General features: G+C 70.8%; 18 protein-coding genes. 13 read left to right on the top strand and 5 right to left on the bottom strand.

The window, feature by feature from the left end; translation table 11 throughout:
* Positions 1-104 precede the first annotated feature (104 nt).
* Together AB0M67_RS13265 and AB0M67_RS13260 are read right to left on the bottom strand one after the other, a co-directional pair.
* Positions 105-479, bottom strand: coding sequence for a peptidase inhibitor family I36 protein (locus tag AB0M67_RS13265; RefSeq protein WP_365745440.1), 375 nt, complete (start codon positions 477-479; stop codon positions 105-107).
* A 175-nt stretch (positions 480-654) separates the two neighbouring features.
* Positions 655-2,262: an MFS transporter gene (locus AB0M67_RS13260; RefSeq protein WP_365745439.1), complete on the bottom strand. Its 1,608-nt coding sequence runs from the start codon at positions 2,260-2,262 to the stop codon at positions 655-657.
* Positions 2,263-2,388: 126 nt separating this feature from the next.
* Between AB0M67_RS13260 and AB0M67_RS13255 the strand changes: the two genes are divergently transcribed.
* The 7 genes from AB0M67_RS13255 (at position 2,389) to AB0M67_RS13225 (ending at position 10,175) form a co-directional block, all read left to right on the top strand.
* Positions 2,389-3,069 carry a TetR family transcriptional regulator gene (locus AB0M67_RS13255; RefSeq protein WP_365745438.1) on the top strand — a complete coding sequence of 227 codons (681 nt, stop codon included), beginning with the start codon at positions 2,389-2,391 and terminating at the stop codon, positions 3,067-3,069.
* 138 nt (positions 3,070-3,207) lie between these two features.
* Complete coding sequence (locus AB0M67_RS13250) at positions 3,208-4,413, top strand: alpha/beta hydrolase (protein ID WP_365745437.1); 1,206 nt, start codon at positions 3,208-3,210, stop codon at positions 4,411-4,413.
* A 99-nt stretch (positions 4,414-4,512) separates the two neighbouring features.
* A complete protein-coding gene (locus tag AB0M67_RS13245) occupies positions 4,513-5,430 on the top strand; it encodes a DUF4429 domain-containing protein (RefSeq protein ID WP_365745436.1) in 918 nt (305 codons plus the stop codon).
* A 104-nt stretch (positions 5,431-5,534) separates the two neighbouring features.
* Positions 5,535-6,923: a sensor histidine kinase gene (locus AB0M67_RS13240; RefSeq protein WP_365745435.1), complete on the top strand. Its 1,389-nt coding sequence runs from the start codon at positions 5,535-5,537 to the stop codon at positions 6,921-6,923.
* Entirely contained in the window at positions 6,920-7,606 is a 687-nt protein-coding gene (locus AB0M67_RS13235) for a response regulator transcription factor (RefSeq protein WP_365745434.1), read from the top strand. Before AB0M67_RS13240 ends, AB0M67_RS13235 begins: the two co-directional genes overlap by 4 nt.
* A gap of 242 nt (positions 7,607-7,848) precedes the next feature.
* Positions 7,849-8,967 carry an alpha/beta hydrolase gene (locus AB0M67_RS13230; protein ID WP_365745433.1) on the top strand — a complete coding sequence of 373 codons (1,119 nt, stop codon included), beginning with the start codon at positions 7,849-7,851 and terminating at the stop codon, positions 8,965-8,967.
* Entirely contained in the window at positions 8,964-10,175 is a 1,212-nt protein-coding gene (locus tag AB0M67_RS13225; RefSeq protein WP_365745432.1) for an acyltransferase, read from the top strand. The genes AB0M67_RS13230 and AB0M67_RS13225 overlap by 4 nt, the downstream gene beginning before the upstream one ends.
* A gap of 47 nt (positions 10,176-10,222) precedes the next feature.
* On the opposite strand, the gene AB0M67_RS13220 is transcribed toward AB0M67_RS13225, so the two are convergent.
* Both AB0M67_RS13220 and AB0M67_RS13215 read right to left on the bottom strand, forming a co-directional pair.
* Positions 10,223-11,239: an aldo/keto reductase gene (locus tag AB0M67_RS13220; RefSeq protein ID WP_365745431.1), complete on the bottom strand. Its 1,017-nt coding sequence runs from the start codon at positions 11,237-11,239 to the stop codon at positions 10,223-10,225.
* A 6-nt stretch (positions 11,240-11,245) separates the two neighbouring features.
* Entirely contained in the window at positions 11,246-11,710 is a 465-nt protein-coding gene (locus tag AB0M67_RS13215; RefSeq protein WP_365745430.1) for a MerR family transcriptional regulator, read from the bottom strand.
* 134 nt (positions 11,711-11,844) lie between these two features.
* Here AB0M67_RS13215 and AB0M67_RS13210 point away from each other — a divergent pair, with 134 nt between their 5' ends.
* A complete protein-coding gene (locus tag AB0M67_RS13210; RefSeq protein ID WP_365745429.1) occupies positions 11,845-12,666 on the top strand; it encodes a serine hydrolase domain-containing protein in 822 nt (273 codons plus the stop codon).
* Between the two features lie 16 nt (positions 12,667-12,682).
* On the opposite strand, the gene AB0M67_RS13205 is transcribed toward AB0M67_RS13210, so the two are convergent.
* Positions 12,683-13,348, bottom strand: a complete 666-nt coding sequence (locus tag AB0M67_RS13205; protein ID WP_365745428.1) for a pirin family protein — start codon at positions 13,346-13,348, stop codon at positions 12,683-12,685.
* Between the two features lie 94 nt (positions 13,349-13,442).
* Between AB0M67_RS13205 and AB0M67_RS13200 the strand changes: the two genes are divergently transcribed.
* The 5 genes from AB0M67_RS13200 (at position 13,443) to fabF (ending at position 18,348) form a co-directional block, all read left to right on the top strand.
* Positions 13,443-14,624: a helix-turn-helix domain-containing protein gene (locus AB0M67_RS13200; RefSeq protein WP_365745427.1), complete on the top strand. Its 1,182-nt coding sequence runs from the start codon at positions 13,443-13,445 to the stop codon at positions 14,622-14,624.
* An 89-nt stretch (positions 14,625-14,713) separates the two neighbouring features.
* Positions 14,714-15,655: an ACP S-malonyltransferase gene (locus tag AB0M67_RS13195; protein WP_365745426.1), complete on the top strand. Its 942-nt coding sequence runs from the start codon at positions 14,714-14,716 to the stop codon at positions 15,653-15,655.
* A 12-nt stretch (positions 15,656-15,667) separates the two neighbouring features.
* Positions 15,668-16,669, top strand: a complete 1,002-nt coding sequence (locus AB0M67_RS13190) for a ketoacyl-ACP synthase III (RefSeq protein ID WP_365745425.1) — start codon at positions 15,668-15,670, stop codon at positions 16,667-16,669.
* 66 nt (positions 16,670-16,735) lie between these two features.
* Positions 16,736-16,987 carry an acyl carrier protein gene (locus AB0M67_RS13185; RefSeq protein WP_365745424.1) on the top strand — a complete coding sequence of 84 codons (252 nt, stop codon included), beginning with the start codon at positions 16,736-16,738 and terminating at the stop codon, positions 16,985-16,987.
* 98 nt (positions 16,988-17,085) lie between these two features.
* Positions 17,086-18,348, top strand: coding sequence for a beta-ketoacyl-ACP synthase II (fabF, locus tag AB0M67_RS13180; RefSeq protein WP_249949217.1), 1,263 nt, complete (start codon positions 17,086-17,088; stop codon positions 18,346-18,348).
* Positions 18,349-18,438: the final 90 nt, after the last annotated feature.

Below are 18,438 nucleotides of genomic sequence, written 5' to 3'. Positions count from 1 at the left end.
CTCACCGCGCGTGAGACGGGAGGAGGGCGGCGGGACCCACGGGTTCCGCCGCCCTCCTGCTTCTCGCGGTCCGGCTTCTCGCAGCTCGGCCTCTCGCGGTCCGGTCAGCGTTCCCAGATCTTGAACGCCCGTACCCGGTACGGCGACTGGGGCACCCAACTGCCCTTGCCCGGATACGTCTCGAACTCCCCCGTCTCCGCGCACTCGGCGGACTGATAGGTGGTCACATTCCGCCCCGTGCGGTTGGCCAGCGACTGCGCGCTGGTGCCCGCAGGAAGCGGCACACAGCTGTCGATATCGGTGGCCGACAGCTCGTGCGTCTGCCGCGCGCCCCGGAAGTCCTCCTTCTGCCAGAGGCACAACTCGCCGGTGGCGCACTCCCCGAGGCGCGGCGGCGCCGCTTCCGCGATGGTCGCCGGCAGCAGGGCCGCGACGGCCAGCGCCCCGACGGACATGGCTGTGACTGTGGTCTTGCGCATATGAATCGGTCCCCGTGTGTGGTGCGAAATCGGTCAACCGCACTCTGACCCGCGTCACTTGGCCTCGGGAAGAGGACACGGCGGCCTCCACCCGGATAGGCGACAGCCCCGCCGGAACCTTCCGGCGGGGCTGTCGCGGGCGCTGAGTTGACGTCAGGTCAGCCAGGAGCTGACGTCAGATGTGCACCCCTCCGCCCGCGGCGTCCGCGTTGCTGCCGCGCTTCGTCAGCAGGGCGACGAAGACCGCCACGACCGCGACACCGGCCGCGACGAGACAGGCCAGGCCCATGCCCGACATGAAGGTTTCGTGGGCGATGTCCGTGATCTTCCCGGCGATCGCGGCGGGGGTGTCCGGCGGCACCGGAGCCACCCCGACCTGGACCGCCTCGGCGGCCTGGTCGGCCTGCTCGGGGCTGAGCGGCGGCAGACCGGCCGCGGTCCAGTTGCCCGGCAGGTCGTTGGAGACCCTGGAGGCCATGACGGCGCCGAGTACGGCCGTACCGAGGCTGCCGCCGATCTGCATGGCGGACTGCTGGATCCCGCCGGCCACACCGGACAGCTCCATCGGGGCGTTGCCCACGATGACCTCGGTCGCGCCGACCATGACCGGAGCCAGGCCGAGGCCGAGCATCGCGAACCAGATCGACATGGTGAAGCTGTCGGTACCGGTCTCCAGGGTGGACATGCCGAACATGGCGGCGGCGGTCAGCGCCATACCGCCGGCCAGCGGGATCCGCGGCCCCACCTTGGTGATCAGGACGCCGGCGAGGGGCGAGCCGACGATCATCATGCCGGTGAGCGGCAGCAGATGGAGACCGCTGTCGATCGGGCTCATGCCGTGCACGTTCTGGAGATAGAAGGTGACGAAGAAGAGGCCGCCCAGGAAGGCGATGGCCATCAGCGCCATCAGCACCACACCGGCGGCGAGCGGTACGGAGCGGAAGAGCGCCAGCGGTACGAGCGGCTCCTTGACCTTCGTCTCCCAGACGGCGAAGAGCACGAAGGAGAGCACGGCCGCGCCGATGAAGAGCCAGGTCTTGCCGTCGCCCCAGCCCCAGGCCGGCGCCTTGATGATCGCCCAGACCAGACAGAACATGGCGCCGGAGAGCAGCACGATGCCGAGGATGTCGAAGGACCTCGGGACGTTCGCCGCCCGGTGGTCCCGCAGGATCAGCCCGCCGAGGATCAGCGCGATCACACCGACCGGCACATTGATGAAGAAGACCGACTGCCAGCTGACGTGCTCGACCAGCACGCCGCCCAGGATCGGGCCGCCCGCGGTGGAGGCACCGATGACCATGCCCCAGATACCGATGGCCATATTGAGCTTCTCGGCGGGGAAGGTGGCGCGCAGCAGACCGAGCGCGGCCGGCATCAGCAGGGCGCCGAAGAGCCCTTGGAGCACCCGGAAGACGATCACGAGGGAGATGCTGTCGGACAGCCCGATGGCCCCCGAGGCGGCGGCGAAGCCGATGACGCCTATGAGGAAGGTCTGCCGGTGGCCGAACCGGTCACCGAGCTTGCCCGCGGTGATCAGCGCCACGGCGAGCGCGAGGAAGTAGCCGTTGGTGATCCACTGCACATCGGCGAAAGTGGCGCCGAGGTCCTTTTGAATGGCAGGGTTCGCGATCGCGACAATGGTGCCGTCGAGGGCCACCATCATGACGCCGATCGCCACGGAGAACAGCGTGAGCCAGGGGTGGCCGCGCAGCCCCTGGGAAGGCGTCGGCTCCGGGGATTCCGGCGATCGTGGCACCTTGTCGACAGTGGTCTGACTAGTCATACCGCGAACGTTAGTGTCAGTCACTGACAGTTGACAAACCATTTCTTAAGGAAGTAACTGTCACGTGGCTCACAGCTAGACTGAATTACATAAAGTAGTTAAAAGCGGTGGAATGAGGACATTGCGTTGACCCCCGGGCAGAACACGACCACCGGGTTGCGCGCCCGCAAGAAGCGCCGAACCCGAGACGCACTGCTGCGTGTGGCCCTCGAACTGTTCACCACCCAGGGGTACGAACAGACCACCGTCGATGAGATCACGGACGCCGTAGAGGTGTCCCAGCGCACCTTCTTCCGCTATTTCGCCAGCAAGGAGGAGGCCGCCTTCGCCGTCGTGGACATGGTCGAGAGCAAGTTCGTCGACTCGCTGCGGGCCCGGCCTCCGGGGGAAACCCCGTTCGAGGCGATGCGCAACGCCATCGAGTCGGCCTGGGACTCCGTCAGCGAAGCGCTGGCGCATGACGCCGTGGTCCCGGTCGAGCTCTATATGCGGACGTATCTGCTGATCGAGTCGACTCCGGCCCTGATCGCCGTCCATCTGCGGCGCACCGCGGAGCTGGAGGAGGGGATCGCCCAACTCATCGCGGACCGCGAGGGCCTGGACGTGAACACCGATCCACGGCCGCGGGTCGCCGTCGCCTCGTTCACCGGCGTCATGCGGGTGACCGGCCAGATCTGGGGGCGCGGCCGGAACGCGAGCGTGGAGGCGCTCCAGGAGGTCACCAGGGTCTATCTCGACCAACTGGGCCCCGCGCTCGCGGGAAACTGGCGGACGCCGGCGCCCGACGCGGAACACGGACCCGCCTGATGACAGCTCCGCGACGCGCCGGAGCGTAGACACCGCCCGCGCGTTCAGTGCGGTTAACCTCGGTCCAATCCTCTTTGGCGCGTGATCTGACTCACCCTCGTCACGAGGGTCCCCGCGCTCGTCCTAGGCTGAGCGGTAGTGACTTCCTTCGACTCCTCACCCACCCTCAACGCATGGCGCGCCCTCCTCGCTCTCGCCGTGGTGTTCGTGATGCTGACATCCACCGGCTGGACGGCCGTGGCGAACCGGCGCGGTCCCGGCGAACCCCTGAAGCTCGCCCTCAGCGCGTGGGAGAGGGGCCGGATAGGCGTCCGTCACCTGCCGAGCCCCGACGCGTCGCCGAAGCGTCTCGCCGCCTTCTTCGCCTCCCTCACCCGGGGACAGCAGGAACGGCTGGCCGCCACGTACCCACTGGTCGTGGGCAATCTCAACGGCGCCCCGGTCACCCTCCGCTATCGCGCCAACCGGCTGGCCCTGGCGCAGGCGCGGGCGGTGGAGGAGCGCCGTATGCGCGACACCAGACTGTCGGACGACGGCCGTCACCAAGCGGGCCGCCGGATGGACCGGTACGAGTCGATGCTCAACGGCGACCGGCAGATCCTCGCGTTCGACCCGTCGGGCAAGGGGCGCCTGGCCGAGGTCCTCGGCGACCTCGACCGCGCCGAGCGCGTCTCCGTCGTCGTCCCCGGGGTCGACACCAACGTGCTGACATTCGAGCGGACCAGCCGCTGGTACAGCGCGCCGGCGGGCATGGCCGAGTCGCTGTACTCCGCCGAGCGGGCCGCCGACGCCGACACCCGTACCGCCGTCATCGCCTGGGCCGACTACACCGCGCCCTCCGGTCTCGGTGTGGACGCGGCGATCGGCAAGCTCGCGGAGGACGGTGCCGTACGGCTCGCCGCGCTGACCACCGCGCTGCCGGGGACGTCACGGGTCTCGCTGTTCTGCCACAGCTACGGCTCCGTCGTATGCGGCGTCGCCGCGCACGCGCTGCCGCGCAGGGTCACGGACGTGGCGGTCGCGGGCAGCCCGGGCATGCGGGTCGAGAACGCCGGGCAACTGCGCACGGACGCGAATGTGTGGGCCATGCGGGACCGTGACGACTGGATCCAGGACGTCCCCTACATGGCGGTCGGCGGCCTCGGCCACGGCGCCGATCCGGTGGCCAGGGGCTTCGGGGCGCGGGTGATCTCGGCACGCGGGGCGATCGGTCACGCCGGCTACTTCCAGCCGGGTACGGAGAGCCTCGACAACTTCGCGGACATCGGGGTGGGTTCCTACCCCGAGGTGAGCTGCGCGGACGGCGGCGACACCTGTCGCGGCGGCATCCCCGACGCCGACTGAGAACCGGGGCCGGCGGTGTCGCGGAGGCGGGCGGCCAAAGCTGACGCGCGTAGAATTCCCGCGCTGCGACAGGCGACGCACGGGCGCCCGCCGCCTACGATGAAGCACATGGGTGATGTGCTTCAGGGGATTCATGCCACCTGGGAGTTCGAAGGCGACTCCGTGCTCATCCGCTTCGAACGGGGGATCCGGACGCCGAAGCTCTTTCAGGCGCTGGGCGAACGCCGTATCCCGCACGAGGCGTTGTCATCGGTGACGCTCACTCCCGGCAGACGCGGGACGGTGGTGCTGCACGCCGTGCCGAGAGCCGGCGCCGACCCTCTCACGGAAGCGGCGGCCGGGCAGCTCAGGGCGAGCGGCGATCCGTACCGGCTGGTGCTGCCTGCCGAGCGCGAGACCCTCGCGGAGTACTACGCCGACGAGTTGCGCGCCGCGCTCGCCCGGGTCAGGGGGACCGGGGCCGGGGGCATACGGGACGAGCAGGAGCCCGCCGAGCGCTATCTGGTGACCGCACCGGAGCCGCCGCTCCAGTTCAAGGCGTACGACGCCAAGGCGTCCTTCGACGGTGACCGGGTGTCCTTCCGCTGGTTCTGGACGGGTGCCTCCTCCGCCAAATGGAAGGCGGGCGACCAGAGCCTCCCGGTCGGCGAGCTCCAGGGCGTCGAGTGGCGCTCCCCCGAACTCTTCAACGGCTATCTGCGGCTGCTCCGGCGCGAGGGTCCCGGCCCGGCGCGGGAGCAGCCCGCTCCGGCGGACCACGATCCGGCGGCCGTCGTCTTCGGGCTGGGCTACGGACCGGTGCATGAGTCGCTGCCGTTCGCGGCGGCGGTGCTGGAGGCGGTCCAGGGCGCCGCGACGGGCCGCGCCGCCGTCCCGGTCCACGCCGTGGTCCCCGCCCACCGCGATCCGGCCGAGGTGGCGGAGCGGATCCGGCACCTCGGCGAGCTGCACAGCGCGGGTCTGGTGACGGACGACGAGTTCAGCGCGAAGAAGGCGGAGCTGCTGGCGGAGCTCTGACCTACCCCGGTTCCCGGGCCCTGACGTCATACCGTGGTACGACGTCAGGACCGATTCCTCGGTATGACGCCGGATCGCGCGGTGCTGCCTAGGCTGAGCAGGTCATGAGTACCCCACCGTCGCCGCCTCCGCGGCCGTCCGCACCGCCCCGGCCCCCGTCGCCGCCCCGGCCGTCGTCGCCGCCCTCGCCACCGCGCACCGCCCTGTGGCGTGACACGGCGCGCGCGCTCTTCGGCGCGCTGCGTACGCCGGCGCTGTCCACCGAGCCGCTGTTCGCGCGGGCGCCCAAGCAATGGCAGCGGTTCGCGCCGTATGTGGTGCTCTTCGGCTTCGCCGTGAGCCTGCTGCCGACCACCACCACGGTCCTCGTACAGGACTACCGGCTGGGCGGCGGCTGGGCGGGGGCGCTGGCCACCGCGCAGGCCGCTCCCCTGCTGCTCGCGGTGAGCCGGCCGCTCCAGGCCTGGTGGATCATCTTCACCGCCGATGTCCTGGGCGCGATCCTGCTCCAGAGCGCGGACGGTGTCGTGGGCCGGGCCTGGCCGTGGACCCCCATGGTGATCGTCGGCTATCTGGTGCTGATGATCTGTCTGGGGCTGCGCGAATCGCGCCGTACCCTGCTCGCGGTCTGGCTGGCGACCGGTGCGGCCGGGTTCTTCTTCGAGCTGATCTCGCAGGATCGCAGCGACGGCAGCCATCTGCTGCTGTTCGTCCTGAGCGGCGTCGTCCTCGTCGTGACGGCGGCGCTGCGCGAACGGGGCGACGCGCAGCGCAGACTGGTGGAGCAGGAGACCATCAGCGAGGCCGAGCGCTCCCGGCGCACCCTGCTGGAGGAGCGCGCCCGTATCGCGCGCGAGCTGCACGATGTGGTGGCCCACCATATGTCGGTGATCACGGTCCAGGCGGACTCGGCGCCGTACCGGATCGACGGCCTGCCGGACTCCGCGCGCGAGGAGTTCTCCACCATCGCGGCGAGCGCGCGGGAGTCCCTGACGGAGATGCGGCGGCTGCTCACGGTGCTCCGCAGCGACGGCACGGAGAGCGAGCGCACCCCGCAGCCGGGCCTCGACCGGGTGCAGCAGCTGGTGGAGGCGACGGTACGGGCGGGGGTACCGGCCGAGGTGTCGCTCCCCGCCGAGCTGGGGCCCGTCCCGCCGGCCGTGGATCTGTCCGCGTACCGGATCGTGCAGGAGGCGCTGGCCAATGTGGTGCGGCACGCGTCCGGCGCGCCGACCCGGGTCTCGGTGGTCTCCGACGGCGACTGGCTGACCGTCCTGATCGTCAACGGCCCGGGCGCCGAGCACACTTCACCGCTGGAGACGAGCGGAACGGGCCACGGCCTGATCGGTATGCGTGAGCGCGTACGGTTGACCGGCGGCACGCTCGACACCGGACCGCTGCCGGACGGTGGCTTCCGGGTCGCCGCGCGGCTCCCGCTGACCGACACCGGCTTCACCGACTTCACCGGCCCGGCCCCGAAGGACGCTCCTTGACCATCCGCGTGATCATCGTCGACGACCAGGCCATGGTGCGCGCGGGGTTCGCCGCTCTGCTGTCGGCGCAAGCAGATATCGATGTGGTGGGTGAGGCGCCCGACGGCCGCCAGGGCATCGAGGTGAGCCGCTCCGCCCACCCGGATGTGGTCCTGATGGATGTCCGGATGCCGGAGATGGACGGACTCGCCGCCGCCCGCGAGCTGTTGAACCCGCCGGTGGGGGTGGTGCATCTGCCGAAGGTGCTGATGCTGACCACCTTCGACGTCGACGACTATGTCTACGAGGCGCTGCGCGCCGGGGCGTCGGGCTTCCTGCTCAAGGACGCGCCCCCGGCCGATCTCATCGCGGCGGTACGGATCGTCGCGTCCGGTGAGGCGCTCCTCGCGCCGTCCGTGACCCGGCGGCTGATCGCGGACTTCGCCCAGCAGCGCCCCGCCCGAGGCCGCAAGGACCCCTCGCTGCGGCTGCGCGGCCTCACGCCCCGGGAGACCGAGGTGCTCGAACTGATCGCCCGGGGACTGTCCAACCAGGAGATCGCCGACCATCTCGTGGTCGCCGAGCAGACGGTGAAGACCCATATCGGCCGTGTCCTGTCCAAGCTCGCGCTGCGCGACCGCGCGCAAGCGGTGATCTTCGCGTACGAGTCGGGTCTGATCACCCCGGGCGACGCCCCCGCCTGAACCCGCCTGACCGCCTGACCCGCCTGACCCGCCTGCCACCTCCGGACGCCCCCTCCGGACACCCGCCCCGGACACCCGCCCCGGGCCCCTCGTACGGCACAGCCGCGCACCCGCACGGACCGGTACCCCCACTACCCCGGTATGACACGGCAGTTGGCTCCCCGGTGTGACGTCCGTCCGGACACCCTCTTCCTACCTTCCTCCTCGCCACCACAGGGACGAGCGGGAAGAAGGAGACGGGAATGCGCCGCTTCAGGAGGGCCTTGGTCGCCGCCGCACTGGCGACGACCATGGTCGGGGGAACAGCGGGCTGGGCCTCCGGCACCAGTCAACGGGCGGTCACGGGACCGCCCGTGGGAAGCGCCGCCTGGCGCGCCGACGACTCGCTCGGCCGGGCACTGCCCGACCCGGCGAGCGCCACGCCCGGCCAAGTGGCCCGCTTCTTCGCCACACTGACACCCGGTCAGAGTCAGCGGCTGGTCCGCCGCCATCCGCTCGTCGTCGGCAATCTCGACGGTGCGCCGGTCGCCCTGCGGTACGAGGCCAACTCCCGCGCGGTACAGGCCGAGCACGACCCCCGGTACGCGCGCCTCGCGGAGCCCGGCCGGCAGATCCTCGCCTTCGACCCGCGCGGCCGGGGCCAGGTCGCCGAGGTGTACGGGGATCTGGCGACCGCACGCCATGTGTCCGTCGTCGTACCGGGTGCGGACATCGACGCGGCGACCTTCGACCGTAGGAAGGATCCGTACGGAACGCCCGCCGGCATGGCCGCGGCGCTGCGGGCCGCGACGGACGGCCGTACCGCCGTGATCGCGTGGGCCGGTTACACCACCCCCGTCGGGATCGGTCTCGACGTGGCCACCGGTGATCTCGCCGAGGCGGGGGCCGGCCGTCTTGCCCGGTTCACCCAGGGGCTCACCGCGACCGGGGTCGGCAAGCCGGTGCTGTTCTGCCACAGCTACGGCGCCGTGGTGTGCGGACTCGCCGCCTCCGGGACACCCGCCACCGACATCGTGGTGCTCGGCGCCCCTGGAATGCGGGCCGGACACAGGGCAGACCTCCATACCGACGCGCGGGTCTGGGCCGCCAAGGATCCCTCCGACTGGATCTCCAAGGTCCCCCATGTCGAGATCGCGGGCCTGGGCCATGGCCAGGACCCGGCCGCCCCGTCCTTCGGCGCCCGCCGGGTGCCCGCCGACCTGGCCGAGGGCCACACCGGCTACTTCGTCCCCGGCACGGACTCGCTGCGCGCCTTCGCCGCCATCGCCCAGGGCCGGATCACGCAGCGGGACATCACGCGGGGGGTCACCGCACCGCAGGACATCACACCGGAGGACATCACTCGGGGAGAGGGACGATGACGATGCTCGCGACCACGATCGAGAAGATCGAGGCAGGGACCCCCGCCCACCGCGACCGCGCGATCGACGGGCTGCGCGCCCTCGCGCTGCTCGCCGTACCCACCGGGCACTGGCTGCTCGGCGGTTTCACCCTGGACCCGGACGGCGCGCTGCACAACGCCAGCCCGCTCGCCACCTTCGGCGGCTTCGCGCCGGTGAGCTGGGTGCTCCAGATGCTGGGCATCTTCTTCCTGGTCGGCGGATACGCCTCCGTACTCTCGTACCGCAGGCGGAAGTCCACCACCGCCGCCTGGCTCCGGCAGCGCGTGGCGCGGCTCGGCAGGCCCGTCCTCGGAGTGACGGCCGTGTGGGCGGCGGCGATGCCCCTGCTGTACATGCTCGGCGTGCCGGAAACCACGTTGCGCACCGGATCGACGCTGGTGATCCAGCCTCTGTGGTTCGTAGGGGTCTATACGGTGGTCACCGCACTGACCCCGTACTGTGTGCGCGCCGCACACAAACTGGGCGGCTGGGCCGCCGCTCCCCTGCTGGTGTCGGTCGCCGTCGTGGACTTCCTGCGCTACGGCCCCTATGCGGACACCATGCCCTCCTGGCTGAGCATGGTGAACATCCTGCCCGGCTGGCTCTTCGCCTATCAGCTCGGAGTCTCCTGGGGCGAGGGCCGGATCGGCCGACGCGGGGCGCGTGTCCTGCTCATCGGCGGCACCCTGCTCTTCGCCGCGCTGCTGGTCGTCTTCCACTACCCGGCGTCGATGGTCGGCGTGCCCGGCGAAGCCCGTACCAACTCGCATCCGCCGTCCCTGCTGGTGCTCGCACTCGCCGCCGCGCAGAGCGGTGCGGCGATCCTGCTGCGCGACCGGATCGGGCGGCTGCTGAGCAGGCCCGCGCTCTGGGCGCCGGTCGTCGTCATCAATCTGTGCGCGATGACGATCCTGTGCTGGCACCAGACGGCGATGCTCACCGCCGCCGTGCCCGCGTCCTTCCTCGGGCCGGTGGCCGGCCTGACGACCTCGCCCGACTCCCTCGGCTGGATCGTGACGCGGCTGACCTGGATGCCGCTCTTCGCGACGCTGCTCGTCCTCATCGGGTGGTACGCGCGCCGCTTCGACGCCCCGTGGGAGACCGGGACGCGCGCGTCGAAGGCCCGCCGCGCGGCAGCGGGGCTGCTGGCGGCGGGCTTCGCGGTCTTCGCCCTGGGGCTGGCGTGAGCGCCGCTCCCGGGCGGGGACGCCGAACCGCTCAGCTGCTACTCGTGCTACTCGCGGCCGGCCGAGGTGAACGACATATCGGTGTACCGGCCGCCGGCCACCTGGCCCGCGATCGGCTCCAGCAGCCGCAGCTCGCTCTCGGTGAGGATGAGCCGTGTCGCGGCGGTGTTCTCCTCGATCCGGCCGCGCGTGCGGGTCCCCGGGATCGGTACGACGGCCAGCCTGTGCACCGCCGCCCGCTGCTGCACCCAGGCCAGCGCGACCTGCCCCAGGGTGGCGTTCCTGCCCTCGGCGATCTTGCGTACCGGATCGAGCAGCGCGGCGTTCGCGGCGGCGTTGTCACCGGTGAAACGGGGCTGCTGGCGACGGAAGTCGTCGGCGCCCAGCTCCTGGTCGGCGTGGACGAACGCACCGGTCAGAAAGCCCCGGCCGAGCGGGGAGTACGGCACGACCGCGACGCCCAGTTCGGCGGCGGCCGGTGCGGCGCTCGTCTCGACGTCACGGCTGAACAGCGACCACTCCGACTGGAGGGCGGCGATCGGGTGCACGGCCCCCGCGGCCCGCAGCTCACGGCCGGTGACCTCGCTCAGCCCGAGGTGGCCGACCTTGCCCTCGCGCACCAGCTCGGCCATCGTGCCGACCGTCTCCTCGATGGGGACGTTCACATCGCGCCGGTGCATGTAGTAGAGGTCGATGTGGTCGACGCCGAGACGCTTCAGACTCCCCTCGACGCACTGACGGATATAGGGGGCGTCATTGCGGATCGTCCGCTTGGTCGGGTCGGCCGGGTCGACGCCCAGGGCGAACTTGGTGGCGAGGACGATCTCGTCGCGGTGTGCCCGGACGAACGGGGCGATGAACCTCTCGTTCTCCCCCGCTCCGTAGACATCCGCCGTGTCGTACAGCGTCACGCCCAGTTCCAGGGCGCGTTCCAGGGTGGCCCGTGCCTCGTCGACGTCCGTCGGCCCGTAGGACTGGCTCATTCCCATGCAGCCGAGCCCCTGGACACCGACCTCCGGCCCGTCGGCGCCGAGCCGCACCTTCTCGATCCTGCTGTCGCTCATCGGGGTTCAGACCCTCTCCGACGCCTTGCGGGCGCCCGCGTAGAAGCTGATCTTGTAGTCGAGTACGGCGACAGTGTCCTGTAGCTCGGCGATCCGCCGATGGACATCACCGCGTGTCCGCTCCAGCAGCTGCTGCCGTTCCTCGAACGTGTCCTCACCCATCCTGATCAGCTCCGCGTACCGGACCATGTCCGCCACGGGCATGCCGGTGAGCCGCAGCTTCCCCACGAAGGCGAGCCAGTCCAGGTCCTGGTTGCTGAAGCGGCGCTGGCCGGTGTGCGACCGGTCCACATGCGGCATGAGACCGATCCGCTCGTACCAGCGCAGGGTGTGCGCCGAGAGTCCGGTGAAGGCGGCGACCTCGCTGATCGTGTAGCGCGCCGAGCAGTCGGGCCGCGGATAGGGGCGCGGCTCCGCCGAGCAGTCGTCCACGCGGGCCGTCCGTACGGGGGTGCTCTCCGTCAGCGTCATGTCCTCAACGCTAGATCCTTGGAGTGCACTCCAGGCAAGCGGAAATGTCAGCGAGTTTCGAGCCACCGCGACCGCGTCCCGCCCGTACCCCCCGCCCTTTCGACGCGACTGACGCTCTCGCTAACCTCGTAGCCATGCAGAGCCTGGGGATGATCGAGAACTGGCCGGTGCCGAACGCGGCGGCCGCCGTCGTCCGTGCGGACGGCACCGTCGTCGGGTCGTACGGTCCCACGGCGCGGCGCTTTCCGCTGGCCTCCGTGACCAAGCCGCTGGCCGCGTACGCGGCGCTGGTGGCGTACGAGGAGGGGGCGGTCGAGCTGGACGAGCCGGCCGGGCCCGAGGGGGCCACCGTCCGTCATCTGCTCGCGCACACCAGCGGTCTGGCCTTCGACGAGCACCGCGTGGCCAACGCGCCCGGCACCCGCCGGCTGTACTCCAACGCGGGCTTCGAGGTGCTCGGCGACCATATCGCCAAGGCCACCGGGATCGCCTTCCACGACTATCTCCGCGAGGCCGTGTTCGAGCCGCTCGGCATGGCCGCGACCTCGCTGCCCGAGGGCGGGTCGCCGGCCAGGGACGCGATCTCGACCGTCGACGACCTGGCACGGTTCGCCGCCGAACTCCAGGCGCCCCGGCTGCTGGACGCGCGCACGGTCCTGGAGGCGATGACGGTCGTCCATCCCGGGCTGTCCGGGGTGCTGCCGGGCTACGGCTTCCAGAAGAACAACGACTGGGGTCTCGGCCTGGAGATCCGGGACACCAAGTCCCCGCACTGGACGGGCGCCTCGTCCTCGCCGCGCACCTTCGGGCACTTCGGGCAGTCCGGAACGTTCCTGTGGGTCGACCCGGACGCGGGGGCCGCCTGTGTGGCGCTGGCCGACCGCGACTTCGGACCGTGGGCGGTCGCGGCCTGGCCGCCGTTCACCGACGCGGTCCTCGCGGAGCTGTCGGCCTGAGCCGCCGGCCGGGCGCTCAGCCCGACATCTCCCAGAGCAGTACCTCCGCCGCCGGGCCCGCCGTCAGTTCGAGCCCTTCGGCGTCGGTGATCCGCGCCGAGTCGCCGGGCCCCAGCGCGGGCCCCGCCGCCCCGTCGATCCGTACCCCGCCGCGCACCACATGGACGTACACGTACGGCGCGTCGGGCACGGCGGAGCGCTCGCCGTCCCGCAGTCGCCGTACGTGCAGCATGGCCCCCGCCCCCGGCAGTGCGTACGGCGTGGAGTCGGCGATGCCCCGCACCACGTCGTACGCGGGGTCGCCGCCCGGCTCCAGCGGCGCGAGCCACATCTGTACGAAGACCAGCGGCCGGTCGCCGTCATTGCGCTCCACATGCCGCACCCCGCCGGCCGAGCTGAGCCGCTGGACGTCGCCCGGGCCCACGACGGTGGCGTGGCCGGCCGAGTCGCGGTGCGTCAGTTCCCCCTCGACGACCCAGGTGACGATCTCCGTATGACTGTGCGGGTGTTCGTCGAACCCGGCGCCGGGCGCGAGCCGCTCCTCGTTGCACGCGAGGACCGCGCCGAAGCGCAGATTGTCCGGGTCGTAGAAGCGCCCGAAGGAGAAGGCGTGCAGGGACTCGATGCCCGCCGAGAGGTCGCCGCCGACATAGCGCTGTGCTGCGTACCGTACGAGAATCACAGCCTCACGGTAGGCGCTGCGGCGGGGACGGCACGAGAGGGCCCGCCGACCCCGCCCCCGCAGGCGGTAGCCCCGATAAGGCACTCTTGACCCCGTGGCCGAACCCTCGAACGAACCCCATCCGCACCCCGCGACGCTGCGGCGGCTGGAGCAGTCCTCAGGACGGCTCGCCGCGAACGCCATCGCCCGCATGGACGAGACGCTGCCGTGGTACCGCGCGATGCCGCCGGAGAACCGTTCCTGGATCGGGCTGGTCGCCCAGGCCGGTATCGCCGCGTTCACCGAGTGGTTCCGTCACCCCGAGACCCCGCAGGCCATCTCCACCGATGTCTTCGGCACGGCCCCGCGCGAGCTGACGCGGGCGATCACCCTGCGCCAGACCGTCGAGATGGTCCGGACCACGATCGAGGTCATGGAGACCGCGATCGAGGAGGTCGCGGCCCCGGGCGACGAGTCCGCGCTGCGTGAGGCGCTCCTCGTATACGCGCGGGAGATCGCCTTCGCCACGGCGCAGGTGTACGCGCAGGCCGCCGAGGCACGTGGCGCGTGGGACGCGCGGCTTGAGTCGCTCGTCGTGAACGCCGTGCTCTCCGGCGAGGCCGACGAGGGCGCCGTCTCCCGGGCGGCGGCCCTCGGCTGGAACTCCCCCGAGCATGTCTGTGTCCTGCTCGGCACCGCCCCGGACGGGGACAGCGAACTGACCGTGGAGGCGATCCGCCGGGCGGCCAGGCACGCGAAGCTCCAGGTCCTCACCGGGGTGCTCGGCGACCGGCTCGTGGTGATCGCGGGTGGCAGCGACAACCCGCTCCAGGTCGCCAAGGCGCTCATCGGCCCCTACGCGGCGGGCCCTGTCGTGGCGGGTCCTGTGGTGCCCGATCTGCTGGCCGCCACGAAGTCCGCGCAGGCCGCGGCGGCCGGCCTCAAGGCGTGTTTCGCCTGGCAGGACGCACCGCGCCCGGTGCTCGCGGACGATCTGCTGCCGGAGCGCGCGATCGCGTCCGACCCCGCCGCGCGTGAGCAACTGGTGGAGGAGATCTACAGACCGCTTGAGGAAGCGGGGTCCGCGCTGCTGGAGACTCTGAGTGTCTATCTGGAACAGGCGAGCAGTCTCGAAGGCGCGGCGAGGATGCTGTTCGTGCACCCCAACACCGTGCGCTACCGGCTGCGACGTGTGACTGACGTCACCGGATGGTCACCCTCCGACGTGAGGTCCGCGTTCACGCTGCGGATTGCCCTGATCCTCGGGCGCTTGGCCGACGGGGATCCGGGGACCTAGACTTTTGTCGTACTCCAACAATTACCCCAGCGGTTCTTCGTTCCCCTCCCCACGGGCGGTGAAGACCCTTCGCAAGAGAGAGTGTGAGGGTGCTCGTACTCGTCGCTCCCGGCCAAGGCGCTCAGACGCCCGGCTTCCTGACTCCCTGGCTCGAACTGCCCGGCGCCGAAGACCGGCTGCGGGACTGGTCGGCCGCCATCGACCTGGACCTGGTCCACTACGGCACGGACGCCGACGCGGACGAGATCAGGGACACCGCCGTGGCCCAGCCGCTGCTGGTGGCCGCCGCCCTGCTCTCCGCCCGTCAACTCTTCCCCACCGCTGAGGACGTCGCGCGCGAAGTCGGTGTCACGGCCGGCCACAGCGTCGGTGAACTGGCGGCGGCGGCGCTGGCCGGTGTGTTCTCCGACGAGGTCGCCCTGACGCTCGTACGGGCCCGGGGCCAGGCGATGGCCGAGGCCGCCGCGATCTCGGAGACCGGGATGTCGGCGCTGCTCGGCGGCGAACCGGACACCACCCTCGCGCATCTGGAGAAGCTCGGGCTGACCCCCGCCAATGTGAACGGCGCGGGCCAGATCGTCGCGGCCGGCACACGTGAGCAACTGGCCGCGCTGGAGGCCGACAAGCCCGAGGGCGTACGGCGCGTGGTGGCGCTCAAGGTCGCCGGCGCGTTCCACACGCACCACATGGCACCCGCGGTCGAGAAGCTCGACACGGCCGCGCGTTCCCTCTCCGTCGCCGACCCGGTCGTACCGTACGTCTCGAACCGCGACGGTCAGCCCGTCGCGACCGGCTCCGGAATCGTGACCCGCCTGGTCGGCCAGGTCGCCAACCCGGTCCGCTGGGACCTGTGCATGGAGACCTTCAAGGAGCGGGACGTGACCGCGCTGATCGAGCTGTGCCCGGGCGGCACGCTGACGGGGATCGCCAAGCGTGCCCTGCCCGGTGTGAAGACCCTGGCGCTGAAGAAACCAGATGACCTCGACGCGGCCCGGGCGCTGATCGCCGAGCACTCCTCCACTGCTGAATAGGAGTCAGAGAGCATGTCGAAGATCAAGCCCAGCAAGGGCGCCCCGCACGCGCGCATCATGGGCGTGGGCGGCTACCGCCCGACCCGGGTCGTGCCCAACGAGGTGATCCTCGAAACGATCGACTCGTCCGACGAGTGGATCCGCTCCCGCTCCGGCATCGCGACCCGCCACTGGGCCTCTCCGGAGGAGACGGTCGCCGCGATGTCCATCGAGGCGTCCGGCAAGGCCATCGCGGACGCCGGGATCACGCCGGAGCAGATCGACGGTGTGATCGTCGCCACCGTCTCGCACTTCAAGCAGACCCCGGCCGTCGCGACCGAGATCGCGGACAGGATCGGCGCGGGCAAGCCCGCCGCGTTCGACATCTCCGCGGGCTGCGCCGGCTTCGGCTACGGACTGACCCTCGCCAAGGGCATGGTCGTCGAGGGCTCCGCGGAGCATGTCCTTGTCATCGGTGTGGAGCGGCTCTCGGACCTGACCGATCTGGAGGACCGCGCGACGGCCTTCCTGTTCGGCGACGGCGCGGGCGCCGTGGTGGTCGGACCCGCCAAGGAGCCGATGATCGGCCCCACCGTCTGGGGCTCCGAGGGCGACAAGTCCGACACCATCAAGCAGACCGTGCCGTGGGATGTCTATCGCGACGGAACGGCGGAGAAGTTTCCGGCCATCACACAGGAGGGCCAGGCGGTCTTCCGCTGGGCCGTCTTCGAGATGGCGAAGGTCGCCCAGCAGGCGCTGGACGCCGCCGGAATCAGCTCCGCGGACCTGGACGTCTTCATTCCGCACCAGGCCAATATGCGGATCATCGACTCGATGGTGAAGACTCTGAAGTTGCCGGAGAGCGTCATGGTCGCCCGTGACGTGGAGACCACCGGCAACACCTCGGCCGCCTCGATCCCGCTCGCGATGGAGCGGCTTCTGGCGACCGGACAGGCGAAGAGTGGCGACACCGCGCTCGTCATCGGCTTCGGGGCGGGTCTTGTCTACGCCGCGACGGTCGTTACCCTCCCCTAGGCACACCGGATCTTTCCGGAGCGTGTTCCTATATATCCCTCTGCTCAACATCGAAGGAGCGCCAACATGGCCGCCACCCAGGAAGAGATCGTCGACGGTCTCGCCGAGATCGTTAATGAGATCGCCGGTATCCCGGTCGAGGACGTCCAGCTGGACAAGTCCTTCACCGACGATCTGGATGTCGACTCGCTGTCCATGGTCGAGGTCGTCGTCGCCGCCGAAGAGCGCTTCGACGTGAAGATCCCGGACGACGACGTCAAGAACCTCAAGACGGTGGGCGACGCCGCCGAGTACATCGCGAAGCACCAGGCCGTCTGACCGCCTGACCACTCGCGCTGACCCATCGCGCGGCATCCGCCACCCGGTGGTGGCGCCGTAAAAATTCAGCACCCTCTACACGTGGAGAAAGAATTCCAGTGAACTCGACCAATCGCACCGTGGTCGTCACCGGTATCGGCGCAACCACACCACTGGGTGGCGACACCGCGACGACCTGGGAAGGTCTGCTCGCGGGCCGCTCCGGGGTACGCCCGCTCGAAGGCGAGATCTTCGCCCAACTGCCGGTCCGTATCGCCGCGGTCGCCGCGGTCGACCCGGGCGATGTCCTGCCCCGTCCGCTCGCCCGCAAACTGGACCGCTCGGCGCAGTTCGCGCTGATCGCGGCCAGGGAGGCCTGGGCGGACGCGGGTTACACCGCCAGGGCCGGGGAGGACCCCTCGGTCGACCCCGACCGGCTCGGCACCGTGATCGCCTCCGGCATCGGCGGCGTGACCACCCTGCTCGACCAGTACGACGTGCTCAAGGAGCGGGGCGAACGCCGTGTCTCCCCGCACACCGTGCCGATGCTGATGCCCAACAGCCCCTCCGCCAACGTCAGCCTGGAGGTGGGCGCCCGCGCGGGTGTGCACACCCCGGTCTCCGCCTGCGCGTCGGGCGCCGAGGCCGTCGGCTACGCGGTGGAGATGATCCGTACCGGCCGCGCCGACGTGGTCGTCGCCGGTGGTACGGAAGCGGCCGTACACCCCCTGCCCATCGCGGCGTTCGCCAACATGATGGCGATGTCCAAGAACAACGACGAGCCCACCAAGGCCTCACGCCCGTACGACAAGGGCCGCGACGGCTTCGTCCTCGGTGAGGGCGCGGGCGTCATCGTCCTGGAGTCGGCCGAGCACGCGGCCAAGCGCGGCGCGCGGGTCTACTGCGAGCTGCTGGGCCAGGGTCTGTCCTCGGACGCCCACCACATCGCCCAGCCCGAGCCCACCGGCCGCGGTATCGCCAAGGCCATGGAGAACCTGCTCGACCAGACGGACCTCAAGCCGGCCGAGGTCATGCACCTCAACGCGCACGCCACGTCGACCCCGCAGGGCGATGTCGCCGAGATCAAGGCGCTGCGCCGGGTGCTCGGCGACGATCTGGACCATGTCGCGGTCTCCGCGACGAAGTCGATGACGGGCCATCTGCTGGGCGGCGCGGGCGGTATCGAGACCGTGGCGACGGTCCTCGCGCTCTACCACCGCAAGGCCCCGCCGACGATCAATGTCGATGATCTGGACGAGGAGGTCGTCGCGGACATCGTCGTCGACGGCCCCCGTGATCTGCCCAGCGGCACGATCGCGGCGATCAACAACTCGTTCGGTTTCGGCGGCCACAACGTGGTTCTGGCGCTGCGTACGGTCTGACCGCGCGCCGTTCCCCGCGAACCTCACGAAGACGCCCGGCCCGGGATTCCCGGCCGGGCGTCTCCGGTTTCCGCGCGCCGCCGGACAGGC

It is taken from the genome of Streptomyces sp. NPDC051662, from assembly GCF_040681655.1.
Classification (GTDB): Bacteria; Actinomycetota; Actinomycetes; order Streptomycetales; family Streptomycetaceae; genus Streptomyces.
The sequence above is the reverse complement of the archived record's forward strand: the minus strand, read 5'-3'. Positions and strand labels throughout refer to the sequence as shown.